Source organism: Mitsuaria sp. BK041, from assembly GCF_014193085.1.
In the GTDB taxonomy this organism is placed as follows: Bacteria; Pseudomonadota; Gammaproteobacteria; order Burkholderiales; family Burkholderiaceae_C; genus Roseateles.
In genome coordinates, this window is record NZ_JACHYT010000001.1 from 3,321,235 (window position 1) to 3,339,754 (window position 18,520).

General features: G+C 69.6%; 13 protein-coding genes. 8 read left to right on the plus strand and 5 right to left on the minus strand.

Going from position 1 to position 18,520, the window contains the following annotated elements; genetic code table 11:
* Window positions 1–254: 254 nt before the first annotated feature.
* On the minus strand, window positions 255–944 hold the full coding sequence (locus tag FHT38_RS14005) for a riboflavin synthase subunit alpha (RefSeq protein ID WP_091732672.1): 690 nt from the start codon (window positions 942–944) through the stop codon (window positions 255–257).
* A gap of 13 nt (window positions 945–957) precedes the next feature.
* Window positions 958–1,311 carry an ArsC family reductase gene (locus FHT38_RS14010; RefSeq protein ID WP_091732668.1) on the minus strand — a complete coding sequence of 118 codons (354 nt, stop codon included), beginning with the start codon at window positions 1,309–1,311 and terminating at the stop codon, window positions 958–960.
* Between the two features lie 58 nt (window positions 1,312–1,369).
* Between FHT38_RS14010 and aat the strand changes: the two genes are divergently transcribed.
* The 5 genes from aat (at window position 1,370) to FHT38_RS14035 (ending at window position 9,010) form a co-directional block, all read left to right on the plus strand.
* Window positions 1,370–2,182, plus strand: coding sequence for a leucyl/phenylalanyl-tRNA--protein transferase (aat, locus tag FHT38_RS14015; protein WP_183492493.1), 813 nt, complete (start codon window positions 1,370–1,372; stop codon window positions 2,180–2,182).
* 2 nt (window positions 2,183–2,184) lie between these two features.
* On the plus strand, window positions 2,185–2,910 hold the full coding sequence (locus FHT38_RS14020) for an arginyltransferase (protein WP_183480601.1): 726 nt from the start codon (window positions 2,185–2,187) through the stop codon (window positions 2,908–2,910).
* Window positions 2,911–3,615: 705 nt separating this feature from the next.
* Window positions 3,616–6,225 (plus strand): chitinase C-terminal domain-containing protein, encoded by a 2,610-nt coding sequence (locus FHT38_RS14025; protein WP_183492130.1) that lies wholly within the window; start codon window positions 3,616–3,618, stop codon window positions 6,223–6,225.
* Window positions 6,226–6,271: 46 nt separating this feature from the next.
* Window positions 6,272–8,311: a glycosyl hydrolase family 18 protein gene (locus FHT38_RS14030; RefSeq protein ID WP_221213772.1), complete on the plus strand. Its 2,040-nt coding sequence runs from the start codon at window positions 6,272–6,274 to the stop codon at window positions 8,309–8,311.
* Window positions 8,312–8,494: 183 nt separating this feature from the next.
* Window positions 8,495–9,010, plus strand: a complete 516-nt coding sequence (locus FHT38_RS14035; protein ID WP_183492131.1) for a hypothetical protein — start codon at window positions 8,495–8,497, stop codon at window positions 9,008–9,010.
* A 36-nt stretch (window positions 9,011–9,046) separates the two neighbouring features.
* Here FHT38_RS14035 and FHT38_RS14040 read toward each other — a convergent pair whose 3' ends face one another.
* The 3 genes from FHT38_RS14040 to glgX all read right to left on the minus strand — a co-directional run bounded on the left by FHT38_RS14040 (window position 9,047) and on the right by glgX (window position 14,243).
* Window positions 9,047–10,252 (minus strand): cation:proton antiporter, encoded by a 1,206-nt coding sequence (locus tag FHT38_RS14040; protein ID WP_091732654.1) that lies wholly within the window; start codon window positions 10,250–10,252, stop codon window positions 9,047–9,049.
* Window positions 10,253–10,404: 152 nt separating this feature from the next.
* Entirely contained in the window at window positions 10,405–11,928 is a 1,524-nt protein-coding gene (gene malQ / locus FHT38_RS14045) for a 4-alpha-glucanotransferase (RefSeq protein ID WP_183492132.1), read from the minus strand.
* Window positions 11,925–14,243 carry a glycogen debranching protein GlgX gene (gene glgX / locus FHT38_RS14050; protein WP_183492133.1) on the minus strand — a complete coding sequence of 773 codons (2,319 nt, stop codon included), beginning with the start codon at window positions 14,241–14,243 and terminating at the stop codon, window positions 11,925–11,927. Before glgX ends, malQ begins: the two co-directional genes overlap by 4 nt.
* 310 nt (window positions 14,244–14,553) lie before the next feature.
* On the opposite strand from glgX, the gene FHT38_RS14055 reads away from it, so the two are divergent.
* The 3 genes from FHT38_RS14055 to malF are packed head-to-tail and all read left to right on the plus strand — an operon-like array spanning window position 14,554 to window position 18,520.
* The gene (locus FHT38_RS14055; RefSeq protein ID WP_183492134.1) at window positions 14,554–15,654 is read left to right on the plus strand and encodes an ABC transporter ATP-binding protein; all 1,101 of its coding nucleotides are present in this window, start codon (window positions 14,554–14,556) and stop codon (window positions 15,652–15,654) included.
* Entirely contained in the window at window positions 15,651–16,859 is a 1,209-nt protein-coding gene (gene malE, locus FHT38_RS14060) for a maltose/maltodextrin ABC transporter substrate-binding protein MalE (RefSeq protein ID WP_183492135.1), read from the plus strand. The genes FHT38_RS14055 and malE overlap by 4 nt, the downstream gene beginning before the upstream one ends.
* A complete protein-coding gene (gene malF, locus FHT38_RS14065) occupies window positions 16,856–18,520 on the plus strand; it encodes a maltose ABC transporter permease MalF (RefSeq protein ID WP_183492136.1) in 1,665 nt (554 codons plus the stop codon). Before malE ends, malF begins: the two co-directional genes overlap by 4 nt.

Sequence of the window (18,520 nt, forward strand, 5' to 3'; positions counted from 1 at the left end):
GCGGACGGTGCACGGCAAGGCCTGGCCCCGCGATCGCCAGCATCGGCGCGGGTTGGCGAGGATCGGCGGGAAGCCCGATGGCAGCGGGGATTGGCTCGCCGGCGCGTCGACCGGAGCGGCGCGCGGCGCCCGCGTCACGCGCTGCGGCGCGCCGCGGGACGCGTCCACGTCGCGCGGCGGCGATGACTTAGGTCATCTGGTGTTGTAGGGATGGCGAAACAGCGGCGATGGACTATGCGGGGCACCCGCACGCCTCATTCCGCGCCGAGGTCCAGACCCCGTTCCCTGGCGAATGCCTGGAGCGCCGGCATCAGCGCGCCGATCTTTTCCGCCACCGCATCGCGGATGGTGTCCACCATCACCTGGGTCTGGCGCTCGATCTCGATGTGGACCGGCGCGCCCTCGCCCTTGTCGGCGAAGGTCGTCATGCGCAGCGTCTCGGGAATGAGCCAGACCTCGAACCAGCCCGAGCCGTCGGCATTGCGGCCGGCCTCGGCCACGGTCAGGCTGGCGCCGTTCACCGCGATGTAGCCCTTCGGGAAGATGTAGCGCATCCATGGCGCGGGCACCGCGATGCGGATGACGTGGTTGTTGGCCGGACGGCGGATCGACGCGACGGTGGCCATGAAGTCGACATGGCCCGACAGCGGATGGCCGCCGATCTCGGCGCCTTCCTTGGCGGCCCGCTCGACGTTGAGCCGGCCGCCGACGCCGAGCCGCCCCAGCGTCGTGAGGTTCAGGCTCTGCAGCATCACGTCGAAGTCGGCGCGGTGGTCGCCGTCCAGCGCGGTGACGGTCAGGCAGACGCCGTCGCAGGCGACGGACGCGCCGATCTCCAGGTCGCGGCAGAAGCCGTCGGGGAAGTCCAGGGTAAAGCTGCGCAGCCCTTCCTTGTCGGTGATGCGGGCGACCTGCGCGATGCCTTGAACGATGCCGGTGAACATGGCGGACCTCCGATCAGCGCGGGGCGTGCGACGCGAACAGCTCGGGCGAGAAACCCAGGCTCAGGCGGCCATCGTCCCATTCGACGACCGGGCGCTTGATCACGCTTGGCTGCTCGCTCATCAGCGCAGCCGCCGAGGCCGCGTCGGTGACGCCGGCCTTGGTCGCGTCGTCCAGCTTGCGCCAGGTGGTACCGGCGCGGTTCAGCACCTTGTCCCAGCCCAGTTCCGCCATCCAGCGCGGCAGCCGCTGCGCGGGCACGCCCTGCTTCTTGTAGTCGTGGAACTGGTAGGCCAGGCCCTGCTCGTCGAGCCAGGCGCGGGCGCGCTTCACGGTGTCGCAGTTGGGGATGCCGTAGAGGGTGATCATGGGAACGAGGGGGATGCGGGACGTCGTCGAAAGAAGCCGGCACGCTACCATGAAGCGGATGATCCCCTGGCTCGACGATGACTCCCTGGACTTCCCGTCGACCCGCCGCGCGCTGGGTCCGCGCAGCGACGCGCCGGGGCTGCTCGCGGCCGGCGGCGACCTGCGGCCCGCCCGCCTGAGGGCGGCCTACGCCCGGGGGATCTTCCCCTGGTATGGGGAGGGCCAGCCCATCCTCTGGTGGACCACCGATCCGCGCATGGTGCTCAAGACGGCGGACTTCAAGCTGTCGCGCTCGCTGCGCAAGACGCTGGCCCGCTTCATCCGCACGCCCGGCTGCGAGATCCGCGTCGACAGCGCCGCCGCCACCGTGCTCAAGGCCTGCGCCAGCACGCCGCGCGACGGGCAGGACGGCACCTGGATCGTTCCCGAGATGCAGCAGGCCTACCTGCAGCTCGCCCGCGACGGCACGGTGCACACGGTCGAGACCTGGATGGACGGCGAGCTCGCCGGCGGGCTCTATGGCGTCAACCTCGGCCGCATGTTCTACGGCGAGTCGATGTTCATGCGCAGGACCGACGCCTCGAAGATCGCGCTGGCCGCGCTGGTCTGCCTGTGCCGGGAATTCGGCATCCCCTGGATCGACTGCCAGCAGCAGACGGCGCACCTGGCGTCGCTGGGCGCGGCACCCGTCACGCGCGAGGCCTTCGAGGCCCACCTGGACGCCCATGCCCACCTGCCGGCGCCGGGGGATTGGACCTATCATCCGCGCCTGTGGGCCCACCTGGGCCTCGGCGACGCCGACCGCGCGGCCGCCGGCTCCCCGCCGATCCCCTCCCCGCCCGACTCGCGCGCAACGTCCGACAGGCCCTGACCGTGACGCATCCCAAGGAACTCCCGCTGGCCGAGCTGCAGTTCTATGCGACCGCGCCCTATCCCTGCAGCTACCTGAGCGACCGCCAGGCCCGCTCGCAGGTCGCCACGCCCAGCCACCTGATCCATGCCGACGCCTACTCCAGCCTGGTGGCGGCCGGCTTCCGGCGCAGCGGCATGTTCACTTACCGGCCCTACTGCGATGGCTGCAAGGCCTGCGTGCCGATGCGCATCCCGGTGGCGGATTTCCATCCCAACCGCAGCCAGCGCCGTGCCTGGGCGCAGCACCAGCACCTGCAGGCGCGGGTGATGCGGCTGGGCTACAGCGACGAGCATTACCAGCTCTACCTGCGCTACCAGGCCGGCCGTCACAGCGGCGGCGGCATGGATCACGACAGCGTCGATCAGTACACCCAGTTCCTGCTGCAGAGCCGCGTCAACTCGCGGCTGGTGGAATTCCGCGAGCCCGGCGGCGCGCTGAAGATGGTGTCCATCCTGGACATCCTGGGCGACGGGTTGTCGGCGGTCTACACCTTCTACGAGCCCGAGGCCGGCGTCAGCTACGGCACCTACAACGTGCTGTGGCAGCTGCGCCAGACCCGCGACCTGAGCCTGCCCCACCTCTACCTGGGCTACTGGATCGCGCAGAGCGACAAGATGGCCTACAAAGCCCGCTTCCTCCCGCACGAGCTGCTGCGCGAGGGGCACTGGCAGCGCGTCGACCGCTGACGCGGCGCCTCCCGGCCCCTCCCCGACGCCTTCCCGGCGCCCCCCCGGCCGCCCCCCTCCTTCGACCCAAGGGACGCCTCCCGGCGCCTCTCAACAGACACTCCCTCTCCCCGCTTGCGGGGAGAGGGTGGGGGTGAGGGGTCTCCGCACGGCACCAATCTTCTCGCGGGCAAAAATTGGTCCCACACTGGTTTTCCCTCCAATGGCGCCGGTGGCTTCTTGTTTTCCCTTGCCGCCATCACAAATGACGCCTGTACGCGCATTTGACGACATCATTACGACAAGTTACCCCACCTCCAAGGGTTAACCTGAATGATGCAGACGCGAGTGGTATCTACATTGCATACCACTATGAGATCAGCAGCGGTATCGATCTCCTGGACGCCGCGGACGCCAGTCGCCCGCGGACTGCACGTCGAACGCGAGGAGTGACTTCCATGCCTGCACGCGCCCTCCCAAGTCCCGCTGACCGCGTCGCCCCTGCGGCGGCGCCGATCCCACGCCCCTCTGCCCCCGAGTGGCCGGCTTGAAGTCGGCCGCCGGCGGTCGCGCCCGAGCGACCGCCGCCTTCGCCGGTTGAACGACCGGCGCTTTTTCTCCGAGTCCGACCGATTCCGCCGCGCTGCATCCGCAGTCGCCCGGCGCGGCGGCGCTCATCCCTGCAGTTTCCGAAGACAACGACAACACCCTTCAGGAGCCCCCCCGATGAGACTTCATCCCTGTGCCCGCCCCCACCCGCTGCTGCCCTGGCTGATGCCGGTGGCGCTGGCCTTCGCCGGCAGTTCCGCGATGGCCTACGACTGCACCGGCGTCGCCGACTGGAACGCGGCCACCGCCTACGGCGGCAACGCGATCGTCAAGCAGAACAACACCGCCTACCAGGCCAAGTGGTGGACGCAGAACAACCCGCCGGCGAGCAACTCCGGCCAGTGGGACGTGTGGAAGGTGCTCGGCGCCTGCGACGGCGGCGGCAATGGCGGCACGAACAAGCCGCCGACGGTGGCGCTGACCGCGCCGACCGCCGGCACGTCGCCGACCGCGGGCGACACGGTGACCCTCGCCGCGACCGCCGCCGACAGCGACGGCACCGTGGCCAAGGTCGGCTTCTACGTCAACGGCGCGCTGGTCGCCGAGGACAGCACCGCCCCCTTCAGCATCGGCTGGACCGCGCGCGCCGGCGTCGCCGACATCACCGCCCGCGCCACCGACGACAAGGGCGCCAGCACCGACAGCGCCGCCGTGCGCATCAGCGTGCAGGGCCAGGTCACCGGCGACGAGCGCTGCCGGCCCGAGGGCCTGGTCACCACCGCCGCCACCGCGCCCGCCTACTGCAAGGTCTACGACGACCAGGGCCGCGAGAAGATGGGCGCCGACAAGCCGCGCCGCATCATCGGCTACTTCACCAGCTGGCGCACCGGCAAGACCGGCCAGCCCGCCTTCCTCGCGCACCAGATCCCCTGGGCGCAGGTCACGCACATCAACTACGCGTTCGCGCATGTGGACGCGGCCAACAAGCTGTCCATCGGCAACACCGCCGATGCCGCCAACCCCGCCACCGGCCTGACCTGGCCGGGCATCGCCGGCGCGGAGATGGATCCGGCCTATCCCTACCAGGGCCATTTCAACCTGCTGAACAAATTCAAGAAGCAGTACCCGAACGTCAAGACGCTGATCTCGGTCGGCGGCTGGGCGGAGACGACCGGCTTCTACACGATGACGACCAACGCGGACGGCTCGGCCAACACGGCCGGCATCAACGCGTTCGCGGACTCGGCGGTGGCCTTCCTGCGCCAGTACGGCTTCGACGGCGTGGACATCGACTACGAGTACCCGACCAGCATGAACAACGCCGGCAACCCGGTGGACTTCGCCATCAGCAATGCCCGCCGCGGCGCGCTGATGAAGAACTACGTGGTGCTGATGCGCACGCTGCGCGCCAGGCTCGACGCGGCCAGCCAGGCCGACCAGCGTCATTACCTGCTCACGATCGCGGCGCCCTCCTCCGGCTACCTGCTGCGCGGGATGGAGGCCTTCCAGGTCACCCAGTACCTGGACTACGTGAACATCATGAGCTACGACCTGCACGGCGCCTGGAACCAGTTCGTCGGCCCCAACGCGGCGCTGTACGACGACGGCAAGGACGCGGAGCTGACGGCCTGGAACTACTACTCGAGCGCCCAGTACGCGCGCATCGGCTACCTCAACACCGACTGGGCCTACCACTACTTCCGCGGCGCGATGCCGGCGGGCCGCATCAACATCGGCGTGCCCTACTACACCCGCGGCTGGCAGGGCGTGACCGGCGGCACCAACGGGCTGTGGGGCCAGGCGGCGCTGCCCGACCAGAGCAAGTGCCCGGCCGGCACCGGCGGCGGCACGGTGCAGAAGTGCGGCAACGGCGCCATCGGCATCGACAACCTCTGGCATGACCTCGATGTCTCCAGCAAGGAAGTGCCGGCGGGCTCCAACCCGATGTGGCATGCGATGAACCTCGCCTCCGGCCGCCAGGGCAGCTACCTCGCCGCCTACGGCCTGAACCCGGCGACGAATCCGGCCGACCGGCTCACCGGGAGCTACGTCCGGCACTACGACGCGACGCTGGTGGCGCCCTGGCTGTGGAACGCGCAGAAGCAGGTCTTCATCAGCACCGAGGACGAGCAGTCGCTCGGCACCAAGGCGCAGTACATCGCCGATCGCGGCATCGGCGGCGTGATGTTCTGGGAGTTCGCCGGCGACTACGCCTTCGACACCGCCCGCGGCGAATACTTCATCGGCAACACGCTGACCAGCACGCTCTACAACAAGCTCAAGACCGCCGGCGCCTACGGCAACCGGATGAGCGCGGCCAGCCTGCCCACCGACACGCTGGACATCGGCTTCGCGCTGAACGGCTTCGCGCTGGGCGACAGCAACTACCCGATCACGCCCAAGCTGACCCTGACCAACAACAGCGGCACCACCCTGCCCGGCGGCACGGAGTTCCAGTTCGACGTCCCGACCGCGATCCCGTCGACGGTGACCGACCAGAGCGGCTTCGGCCTGACGGTGATCGCCAATGGCTCGAACGCGGCCGGCCACAACGTCGGCGGGCTGAAGAACGACTTCCACCGCGCCAGCTTCAAGCTGCCCGCCTGGCAGAGCCTGGCGCCCGGCGCCAGCGTCACGCTGACCATCAACTACTACCTGCCCATGCCCATGCCCAGCAACTGGACGGTCACGTTCGGCGGCCGCAGCTACGCGCTGGCGCAGGAAGCGCGGCGCGGCGCGGTGCCCGCCACCACCGCGGCCAGGACCTCCACCGCCGCCCGGCAGTGATTCAAGAACCTCCCCACCCACCCAACCTCGACATCAGGAGCTCGACATGAAGAACCGCATGGTCCGCCTCGGCGGCATCGCGCTGGCCGCGGCGATGGCCGCCGGCACCGCCCAGGCCTATGACTGCACCAACGTGCCCGAATGGTCCGCCTCGGCGATCTACACCGGCACGTCCAACAGCTACGCCAAGCAGAACAACATCGCCTACCAGGCCAAGTGGTGGACGCAGAACAACCCGCCGGCCAGCAACTCGGGCCAGTGGGACGTGTGGAAATCGCTGGGCGCCTGCGACACCGGCGGCGCCGACACCACGCCCCCGAGCGTGCCGGGCGGGCTGAGCTCCAGCAACATCACCACCAGCAGCATCACGCTGAGCTGGGCCGCGTCGACCGACGCCGGCAGCGGCGTCAACAACTACGAGCTGCTGCGCGGCGGCTCGCTGGTCGCCTCGCCCACCGGCACCAGCCACACCGACACCGGCCTGAGCGCCGGCACCGCCTACAGCTACCAGGTGCGCGCCAAGGACAAGGCCGGCAATGTCTCGGCGCTGAGCGCGGCGCTGCTCACCAGCACCGCCAGCGGCAACTGCGCCGCGGCGCCGGCCACGCCGGCCGGGCTGAGCTCGCCGTCCAAGAGCGCCACCAGCGTGAACCTGGCCTGGAACGCCGTCGCCGCCGGCCCGAACTGCACGGTGCAGTACCGCGTCAACCAGGGCGCGACCCAGGTCGCGCAGGGCGCGGCCACCAGCGCCAGCGTCGCCAACCTGACACCCGACACCAGCTACACCTTCACCGTCAGCGCCTTCAACCAGGCCGGCAGCTCGCAGCCGTCGGCGCCGATCACGGTCAAGACCGACACCCAGACCGCCGGCGGCAAGGTGCTGCTGGGCTACTTCGCGCAGTGGGGCATCTACGGCCGCAACTACCACGTGAAGAACATCGACACCAGCGGCTCGGCGGCCAACCTCACGCACATCAACTACGCCTTCGGCAATGTGCGCAACAACCGCTGCGAGGTCGGCAAGGTCATCCCGAGCAACGAGAGCACCGGGGAAGGCGGCGACGCCTTCGCCGACTACAGCAAGGCCTACGGCGCCGACCTGAGCGTGGACGGCAAGGCCGACACCTGGGACCAGCCGCTGCGCGGCAGCTGGAACCAGCTCAAGAAGCTCAAGGCCAAGTACCCCAAGCTGAAGGTGCTGATCTCGCTGGGCGGCTGGACCTGGTCGCGCGGCTTCTCGAGCGCGGCGCGTCCGGAGAACCGGGTGGCCTTCGTGCAGAGCTGCGTGGACGCCTACATCAAGGGCAACCTGCCGGTGAGCGACGGCGCGGGCGGCCCGGGCGCGGCGCTGGGCGTGTTCGACGGCATCGACCTCGACTGGGAGTACCCCAACGCCTGCGGCCTGGCCTGCGGCGCGGCCGAGGACCGGGAGAACTTCACCGCGCTGCTGGCGGAGTTCCGCAAGCAGCTCGACGCGGTCAAGCCGGGCCTGCTGCTGACGATCGCCTCCGGCGCCGGCGTGGACAAGGTGCGGGCCTACGACCCGGACAAGGTGCACCCCTACCTGGACTTCATCAACGTGATGACCTACGACTTCCACGGCGGCTGGGACACCATCACCGGCTTCCATTCGCCGCTCTATGCGCCGGCGAACGATCCGTCCACCGGTGACGTGCGCAAGTACAACACCAACGACGCGATGCAGGCCTTCCTGGACAAGGGCGTGCCGGCGAAGAAGCTCAACGTGGGCATCGGCTTCTATGGCCGCGGCTGGACCAACGTCCCGAACGTCAACAACGGCCTGTTCCAGAGCGGCACGCCGGCGCCGGGCACCTACGAGGCCGGCAACGAGGACTACAAGGTCCTGAAGAACCTGCAGGGCTACACCAGCCGGATCGACGAGGTCAGCAAGGCGCAGTGGATCTACAACGGCACGACCTTCTGGAGCTTCGACACCCCGGCGACCATCGCCACCAAGATGGCCTACGTGAAGTCCAAGGGCTTCGGCGGCGCCTTCTTCTGGGAGTTCTCCGGCGACGATCCGACCGCCTCGCTGTCCAAGGCGATGGGCGCCGGCCTGAAGTGATCCGCGGCGGCTGAGGCCGCTCCGTCCCCCCATGACGCCCCCGCGCGGTCCGCCGCCCGGGGGCGTTCTTCATCCTGCCAACGGGTGGCAGCACCCCCCAAGACCCTGCCTTGAACACTGTATGTACATCCAGTATTCTCCTTCCTCCCCAATGCACCAGCGCCCGAGTGGAAGGAACCCGTCATGCGACGCTACGAAGTCATCCTGGAGAGAGTCATGGTCCCGTACCACGAGCGTGAGCTCGCGCGGGTGATCGCGTCGCAGGTGCTGGATGCCCGGCTCGGCGGGCCGGCGGGCGTCGTCGACGCCTTCCAGGCCGCGCAGGCGGTGACCGGCGGCGATCCACGCTGGCCGGTGCCGGAGAGCGCGAGCCGGTCCGACGTGGCCGCCGTCAAGCGCTGGCGCCGCGCGACCGAGGCGGCGCTGGACGCGGTCGAGCGCGGCTTCGCCCACGTGTTCCTGGGCATGTCGGAGGAGGAGATCGAGCTGGCCCGCGCCGACGAATTCCTGAGCATCGTCCCCACCAGCAACGACCTGCCGCTGCCGGCGCGGCTGCTGTCGGAGGCGCGCGTCGGACTGCCCTGGTCGGCGACCGCGGCGGTCGTCGTCAGCGCCGCGGCGCAGGCCGCGCTCGTGGCGCCGGCGGCCCTGGTCGCGCAGGCGCCGGTGATGGCGCATGCGGCCGCCTTCGCGCGCTGATGCGCTGGCCGCGAGGTCGCCAGGAGTCGGCGACGCTCAGCTGGCGCGGAACACCAGTTCCTTGATCCGTGCGAGCCGGGGCGCCACGATCGGCACCGTCAGCATCGTCGAGCCCACCGCCATCAGCAGCAGCGCGGTGAAGGTGGACGGCGTGATCAGCTGCTTGTCCAGCAGCACGTTGGAAAACACGATCATGATCAGCGCCTTGGTCTGCAGCAGCCAGCCGATGATGCCGGCCTCGCCCGGCTGCCAGCGCAGGATGCGGCCGGCCGCATGCACGCCGATCAGCTTGCCGCTGATCGATGCCGCCAGCAGGATCGCCGCCGCCAGCACGATGACCGCGCCGCCGTCGGTGCCCCACTGGGTGCGCAGCCCGGTGCTGAGGAAGTAGACCGGCATCATGACCAGCAGCACGTTGTGCCGGAGCTGGTCCATCTGCGCCTGGTCGAACCAGTCCGCGTCCATCACGACGCCGGCCAGGAAGGCGCCCACCATGTAATGCAGCCCGCACCAGTCCGCGCCCAGCGCGCACAGCGCCAGCCAGACGATGCCGACGTACCAGCGGTCGTTGCGGGGAATGCGGACCATCAGCCGGCGGAACAGCACCGTCAGCAGCGCGAACGCGCCCAGGAAGACGGCCTGCTTCCCGATCCGGGACCAGTCCATCAGGATGATGGCCAGCACCGACCAGATGGCGATGTCGTCCAGGCTGGCGTAGCGCAGGATGCGCTGCCCGATGGGCTGGCGCAGCACCTCGAGCTTCTCCATCAGCAGGATCAGGATGGGCAGCGCGGTCACCGCGCACGACATGCCCACGCCGACGATGAACTGCCAGGTCTGGGCGCGCTCGCCGATCCACTGCGGCCCCAGCTGCATCAGCGCCACCGCCGCCACCGCGCCGAACGCCATCGGCACGCCCAGGGCCAGGCCGGCGGTGATGCCGCTCTCGACGCGATGGGCCCAGGCCTTCTTGAGGTCGAGCTCGATGCCCGCGATCCACACGAACAGCATGACCGCCCACCAGGCGATGCCGTTCAGCGAGCCCACCACCTGCGGGTTGAACACGAACTGGTAGTACTCGGGAAAGGCCCGGCCCAGGATGCCTGGCCCCAGCACGATGCCCGACAGGATCTGCACGATCACCAGCGGCGCGAAGTAGTCGGTGCCGCCCAGTCGCCACACCAGGTAAGGCAGGGCGAAGGTGATCGCCATCGCGATCAGGAAGATCTCGGTCGTGCTCATGGGCGGCTCCTGGCGTCCTCGCGCGCTGTCCGCCGTCCGGTGCGCTTGCCCGGCCGGTCGATGACAACGTTGTCTCACGCGAATCCGATCCTAGGGCGCGAGGCCCTGGATCGCCGCTCTCGTTTCCCCTATGAAAGCGGTTTCATAGCATTTCACTCCGGCAGCCGGGCGCCGGCAATCGGGGATCTCCCGCTGGTGGCCGAGATCTGCCCCAGCAGCCGGCCCGGCTCGGCGCCGACCATGTCCCAGGTGAAGCGCCACTCCCAGTTGCCGCCGAGGGTGCCGGGAATGTTCATGCGGTGTTCGCTGCCCAGCCCCAGGACGTCCTGCAGCGGATAGACCGCCACGCTCGCCACCGAGTTCGCGCAGGCGCGGATCATGGCCCAGTGGATGTCCTGGTCGCCGGCCGGCAGGTAGGCGGCGGCGAAGGCGCGCTCATGGGCGCTGGCCTGGTTCCACCAGCCGCGCACCGTGTCGTTGTCGTGGGTCCCGGTGTAGCAGACGGCCGCGCGCGGCCAGTTGTGCGGCAGGAACTCGTGACCGCCGTCGCCGCCGAAGCCGAACTGCAGGATCTTCATGCCCGGGTAGTTCAGCGCGTCGCGCAGCTCGTGCACGTCGGGCGTGATGAAGCCCAGGTCCTCCGCGACGATGGGCAGCTCGCCCAGCGACTTGGCGATCGCATCGAACAGCGCCTTGCCGGGACCGGTCTTCCAGACGCCGCGGGTGGCGTCGGGGCTGTCGCCGGGGATCTCGTAATAGGCGGCGAAGCCGCGGAAGTGGTCGATGCGGAAGACGTCGGCCGAGCTGAGCATGCGCTTGACCCGCGCGGTCCACCAGGCGAAGTGCTCATGGGCCATCTTGTCCCAGCGGTACATCGGATTGCCCCAGCGCTGTCCGGTGACCGACATCGCATCCGGCGGCACGCCGGCCACGACGGTGGTCTGGAACTGCTCGTCCAGCTCGTACAGGTCGGGGCGCGCCCAGCAGTCGGCGCTGTCGTGGGCGACGAAGATCGGCAGGTCGCCCATGATGTGGACGCCGCGTTCATTGGCATAGGCCTTGAGCGCGCCGACCTGGGTGTCGAAGCACCACTGCACGAACTGCCAGAAGCCGACCTCGTCCGCGTACTGCTCGCGCGCCGCGGCCAGCGCGCGCGGCTCGCGGGCCGCCAGGTCGCGCGGCCACGCCCACCAGGGCTGGCCGCCGCGCGACGAGCGGGTCGCCATGAAAAGCGCGTAGTCGTCCAGCCAGTCGCGCTGGGAGGCGCACCACAACTCGTAGGAGGCACGGTCGTCGGCCGACGCCCGCGCGAAGAATCCCGCCGCCGCCGCGCGCAGCTGCTGCTCGCGCCAGGGCAGCACGCGGCCGTAGTCGACGCGCCGGTCGTCGAAGCCGCCCTCGGGCGCCGCCGGCTGCGCCAGCCAGCCGCGCGCGACCAGCGGCTCCAGCGCCACCATCCACGGGCTGCCGGCGAAGGCCGAGACGCCCTGGTACGGGCTCTCGCCGGGGCCGATCGGCGTGCTCGGCAGCCACTGCCAGATCGACTGCCCCGCCGACTGCAGCCAGTCGACGAAGCGATAGGCCTCGGGGCCGAAGTCGCCGATGCCGTTGGGGCCGGGCAGCGAGGTGATGTGCAGCAGGACGCCGGACTGGCGCTGGTGAAGGTCGATCGTCATGGTGTCGTGTCGCTCGAGAGGGTGTTCGTGGAATTGGATCGGGTGTCGGTGTCGATGTGCGCCCGGGAGGTCGATGCGGCATTCGTGCGCGGCCGTCCCCACAGCATCAACGCGCGGGCCGGGACCGTCACGCCATCTTCGCCGCGATGGCCCGTCGGCGTCTCGCCGCTGCTGTCCAGCAGCAGGGTCCAGCCGCCAGCGCCGTCACTGTCACCGTCACTGGGGCGGTCGATGTCGCCCGCCGTCGGCAGCGTGAACGGCGTCGGGTTGGCGTCCGGGTTGACCATCAGCAGCAGGCGATCCTCGCCATCGCCCAGCACCGCCGCCAGCGCCGTGCGGCCGTCGACTCGCCAGTCCTGCTCGCGCATCTCGTGGCTCATGGCGTCGAACCAGCGCAGCGTCGGCTGCCCCGGCGCTTCGACATCGCCGTCATCGCCGCCGCCGCGCGTCTCGCCCTGCGGCGACGGGAACCACCGCGCGTGGCGCAGCAGCGCATGATCGCGGCGCAGCCGCGTCAGCGCGGCGGTGTAGGCGATCAGCGACTCGTCGGCCGCGGGCCAGTCCAGCCAGCCGATCGGGTTGTCCTGGCAGTAGGCGTTGTTGTTCCCGCCCTGCCCGTTGCCGAACTCGTCGCCCGAATACAGCATCGGCGTCCCCTGCGACAGCAGCAGCGTCGCGAGCATCGCGCGGCGCACGCGCTCACGGGTGTCGCGGATCGCGGGATCGTCAGTCGGGCCTTCGACGCCGAAGTTGCCGCACAGCTCGCCGTCGCGGCCGTCGCGGTTGTCCTCGCCATTGGCCTCGTTGTGCTTGCGCGAGTGGCTGACCAGGTCGGCCAGCGTGTAGCCGTCGTGCACCGCCAGGAAGTTGATCGATGCCAGCGGCGAGCGCGCGCCGCCGCCATTCGTCGGCGGCGCCGGGTCGAAGACGTCACGCGAGGCGCTGAAGCGGCGCGCGAATTCGGCGCGGTCGATGCGCCGGCCTTCCGGCCCGTGGCCGAGCCAGAAGCCGCGGGCCGCGTCGCGGAACTTGTCGTTCCATTCCATGAAGCGGCCCGGGAAGCGGCCGAGCTGGTAGCCCTGCGGTCCCGCGTCCCAGGGCTCGGCGATCAGGTGCACCTGCGCCAGCAGCGGATCCTGGCGCAGCGCGGTGTAGAAGGCCGACTGCGGATCGTGGCCCTCGGCGGTGCGGCCCAGCACCGGCGCGAGGTCGAAACGGAAGCCGTCGACGCCCATCTCGCCGACCCAGTGGCGCAGCGAGTCCAGCACCAGCTGCGTCACGCGCGGATGCTCGACCTGAACGGTGTTGCCGCAGGCGGTCAGGTTCTCCATCCGCGACGGATCGTCGGGCTGCAGCCGGTAATAGCTCTTCTGGTCCAGCCCGCGCAGCGACAGCGTCGGCCCCCACTCGTTGCCCTCGGGCGTGTGGTTGTAGACCACGTCGAGCACCACCTCGAGCCCGGCCTCGTGCAGCGCGTGGACCATGGCGCGGAACTCGGCCACGACGGCGCTCGGGTCGTGGCGCACCGCGGCGCTGGCCAGTCGCGGATCGGGCGCGAAGAAGCCCAGCGTGTTGTAGCCCCAGTAGTTGCTCAGCCCGGTGCCGGACAGGTGCGGTTCGTCGACGGCGAATTGCACCGGCAGCAGCGACAGCGTGGTCACGCCCAGGCGCTGGAAGTGCGCGATGGCCACCGGATGCGCGAGCGCCGCGTAGCTGCCGCGCAGCGCCTCGGGGATGCCGGGATGGCGCATCGAGAAGCCCTTGACGTGCACCTCGTAGAGCACGACGTCGCGCGCCGCATGGCGCGGCGCATTGGCGCGCGGACCGGGCCCCGCCAGCGGCGCGGCCACGCGCGCCTTCAGCGCGGTCGCGCCGTTGTCGCGCTCATCCAGCGCGAACGGGCCGTCCGGATGACCGAAGGGATAGCCATGGTCCTCGGGCAGGTTGCGGAACTCGCCGACGATCTCGCGCGCATAGGGATCGAGCAGCAGCTTGGCGGGGTTGAAGCGGTGGCCGTCGCGCGGCGCATGCGGGCCGTGGGCGCGCAGGCCATAGAGGCGGCCGGGCGCGACGCCGGCCAGGAAGCCGGTCCAGAGCCCGTCCACCGGGCCCTGCAGCGCATGGCGCGAGAGCTCCCGCGTGCCGGTGTCGTCGAACAGGCAGAACTCGACGCGCGTCGCATGGGCCGAGAAGACGACGATGTTGACGCCGCCGTCGCGGACGGTGACGCCCAGGGGTTCGTGGCGGCCGGCCTCGACCGCGGCTGGGATCGCGGGCAGCCCGGTACCCGCGGAGAGGGCGGAAGCAGCGCTCATTCGATTCATCGGAAAGCAGTGGCGCCGACGGCGGCGCTCGTCATGGAGCGAAGTATCCATCAGACGCTTGTAGTTTCTGTAGTTTCACTACATCGGGTTATCCCGATATTCGACGTAAGCCATTGATTTCACGCGATTCGACGACAATTGAACGGGTGTAGCCGCGTTGTGAATCGTCAATCCGCCATGTATATTCTCTACAAACATCGTTCGCTCCTTCGCCGCTGCGCGGTCGCGGCGACGGACGATCGATCGACACCAACGAACGAGACAGGCGGCGCCCTCCCCGGGCGCGCGCGGAGGTATCCAAGTGGCGGACGTGAAGCTGCACAGCGTGGTCAAGGCCTATGGCGAGACCAAGATCCTGCATGGCATCGACCTGGAGATCCGGGACGGCGAGTTCATGGTCTTCGTCGGCCCGTCGGGCTGCGGCAAGTCGACGCTGCTGCGCACGATCGCGGGGCTGGAAGACATCACCGGCGGCGAGATGCGCATCGGCGGGCGCCTGGTCAACGACGTGCCGCCGGCCGAGCGCGGCATCGCGATGGTGTTCCAGAGCTACGCGCTCTACCCCCACATGAACCTGTACGACAACATGGCGTTCGGGTTGAAGCTGGCCAAGGTGCCCAAGGACGAGATCGACCGCGCGGTGCGCTACGCCGCGCGCATCCTGCACATCGAGCATCTGCTCGAGCGCAAGCCCAAGGACCTGTCGGGCGGCCAGCGCCAGCGCGTGGCCATCGGCCGCGCGATCGTGCGCAAGCCCGAGGTGTTCCTGTTCGACGAGCCGCTGTCCAACCTCGATGCCGCGCTGCGCGTGCGCATGCGCTACGAGTTCGCGAAGCTGCACGAGGACCTCAAGACGACCATGGTCTACGTCACCCATGACCAGGTCGAGGCGATGACGCTGGCCGACCGCATCGTGGTGCTGAGCGCCGGGAAGATCGAGCAGGTCGGCACGCCGCTGGAGCTGTACGAGCATCCGGACAACCTCTTCGTCGCCGGCTTCATCGGCAGCCCGAAGATGAACTTCATCGAGGCCGAGATCGTCGCCGCCGCGGCCGATCACGCGGTGCTGCGGCTGAGCGACGGCGCGACCATCCGCGCCCACGTGGACGCCTCGCGCGCCAAGGCCGGCGACAAGGTCACGCTGGGCCTGCGGCCCGAGCACTTCGAGGTCGGCGGCGATGCCAACCTGATCTCGAGCACGGTGACCTTCGTCGAATCGCTGGGCGGCGTCACGCATGCGTACTGCGCCTATCCCGGCGTCGAGGAGGCGCTGACCTGCGAATTCGACGGCCGCAAGCGCGTGCGCTCCGGCGACACGCTGCAGCTGCAGCTGCCGCCCGACCTCTGCTACCTCTTCGACGCGCAGGGCCTGGCGTTCCAGCGCCTCGGGGCCGCGGCATGACCGCGCCGGCATCGCGCATGACGCTGGCCGCGGCCGCGCTCGCGGCGGTCGCGCTGCTCGGCGGCTGCAAGCAGGCCGCCGCACAGACGCCGCCCAAGCTGCTGGTCTGGATCAACGGCGACAAGGCCTACAACGGGCTGCAGAAGGTCGGCGACGCCTTCGAGCGCGAATCGGGCGTGAAGGTCGTGGTCGAGCATCCGGTCGACGCGCCCGAGAAGTACACCCAGGCGGCCGGCGCCGGCAAGGGACCGGACGTCTTCTGCTGGCCGCATGACCGCGTCGGCGAATGGGCCAAGGCGGGGCTGCTGACACCGATCCAGCCGCGCAAAGCGCTGTTCGACGAGGTCGAGGGCACAGCCTGGCAGGCGTTCCGCTATCAGGGCCGCTACTGGGGCTATCCGATCGCGATCGAGACCACCGGCCTGATCTACAACAAGGCGCTGGTCTCGCAGGCGCCGGCGACCTGGGACGCGCTGATCGCGCTGGACAAGACGCTGCGCCAGCGCGGCAAGCACGCGATCCTGTGGGACTACAACAAGAGCTTCTTCACCTGGCCGATGTTCGCCGGCGCCGGCGGCGTGATCTTCGGCCGTGACGCGCAGGGCGACTTCGACGCCGGCCAGGTGGCGGTGAACAACGAAGGCGCGCTGGCTGCGGGCCGCATGCTGGAGCGCCTCATCCAGGAGGGCGTGATGCCGCGCGGCGCGCGCTATTCCGAGATGGAATCGAGCTTCGCGCGCGGCGAGATCGCGATGATGATCTCCGGTCCCTGGGCCTGGGAGAACGCGCGCAAGGCCGGCATCGACATCGGCGTCGCGCCGATCCCCGCGGTGATCCCGGGCAAGCCGTCCAAGCCCTTCGTCGGAGTGCTGGGCTGCATGATCTCGGCGCCGTCGAAGAACAAGGACCTCGCGCGCGAGTTCATCGAGCGCCACCTGATGCGACCCGAGTCGCTGAAGGTGCTCGACGCCGACGTGCCCATCGGTGTGCCGGCCAACAAGGCCTTCTACCAGGCGCTGTCGGTGAATCCGCTGATCCGCGCCAGCATGGAGAACGCCCGCGCCGGCGAGGCCATTCCCAACATCCCCGAGGTGGGCCGCTTCTGGACCGCGATGGACGCGGCGCTGGAAGCCATCACCAACGGCCTGCAAAGCCCCAAGGACGCGCTGGACGGCGCCTCGGGCCGGATGCTGCTCAAGCAATGAACGCCACGACCGCCTCCTCCGCGGCCCTGTCCGCCGCCCTGCCCGGCTCGCCGCTGGCCGAGGCCTATACCCGCCAGCCGCCCGGCGCGCTGGAGCGACTGGGCCGCGCGCTCTACTGGCCGACGATCGCCGTCATCGTGCTGGCCGCGCTCTACCTCGTGTTCATGCTGTACGCCGCGGGGCTGACCAGCTGGGCGCTCGGCGTGCTGCTGCTGTCCGGCGCGGGCTTCGCCGTCTACCTGTCGAAGGCGGGCTTCGCGTATCGCTACCTGTTTCCCGGTGTCGCCGGGATGCTGCTGTTCATCGCCTTCCCGCTCGCATTCACGACGCAGATCGGTTTCACCAACTACTCGTCGGCCCACCTGCTCAGCCAGGAGCGCGTGCGCGAGTTCCTGCTGGACCAGCACGACACGGTGCTGGACGACGTGCGCGACTACAGCGTGCATGGCGCGGGCGGCGACTTCCGGATCGTGCTGCGCGACCCGGCCAGCGGTGCCGCGCAATTCGTCTCGCCGCCGCTGGCGCTGCGGCAGGCGGGCAAGCCGGTGGATGTCGCGATGCAGGCCGTCGGCCCGGCCGACGCGACGCTGGGCACCGCGCTCACGCTGAAGGAGCTCGTCGCGCACCGGCTGGCGCTCGCGCAACTGCGGCTGCGCCTGCCGGGCCAGGCCGGCGGCACCGCTGCCACCGACGGCGTGGGCGAGGCGTCGACGCTGCGCTACCTCGGCCTGCGCGAGTTCGGGCCGATCCGCCCCCACTTCGTGGAGCAGCCCGACGGCGCGATCAAGCGCGTGGCCGACGGCGCGCTCTTCCGCCCCGACGCGACCACCGGCTACTACGAAGGCCAGGGCGCGGCCGCGGGCACGCACCTGGCGCCCGGCTACAAGGTGATGGTCGGCGCGCAGAACTACCGGCGCATGTTGTTCGATGCCGAGTTCCGCGGCCCCTTCCTGTCGATCTTCGGCTGGACGGTGGTGTTCTCGCTACTGACGGTGGTCTTCGCCACCGCGATCGGGATGATGCTGGCGGTGCTGCTGAACTGGGAGGACCTGCGCTACCGCACGACCTACCGCACGCTGCTGTTCCTGCCCTACGCGGTGCCGGGCTTCATCTCGATCCTCGTGTTCAAGGGCCTGTTCAACCAGAACTTCGGCGAGATCAACGCGATCCTGGACGCGCTCTTCGGCGTGCGTCCGGCCTGGTTCGCGGACCCCGCGCTGGCGCGGACGATGCTGCTGATCGTCAACGTGTGGCTGGGCTACCCGTACATCATGATCCTGTGCACCGGGCTGCTGAAGGCGATTCCCTCGGACCTGTACGAGGCCTCGGCGCTCGCGGGCGCGGGGCCGCTGACCAACTTCTTCAAGATCACCGCGCCGCTGATCATCAAGCCGCTGTCGCCGCTGCTGGTGTCGGCCTTCGCGTTCAACTTCAACAACTTCGTGCTGATCGCGCTGCTGACCGATGGGCGGCCCGACTACCTGTCGACCAAAATCCCGGCGGGCCAGACCGACATCCTGGTCAGCTACACCTACCGCATCGCGTTCCGCGACTCGGGCACGGACTTCGGCCTGGCGGCGGCGATCTCGACGCTGATCTTCATCCTCGTCGCGGGGATGTCGCTGCTGAACCTGCGCCTCATGCGCAAAGCCAACTCATAA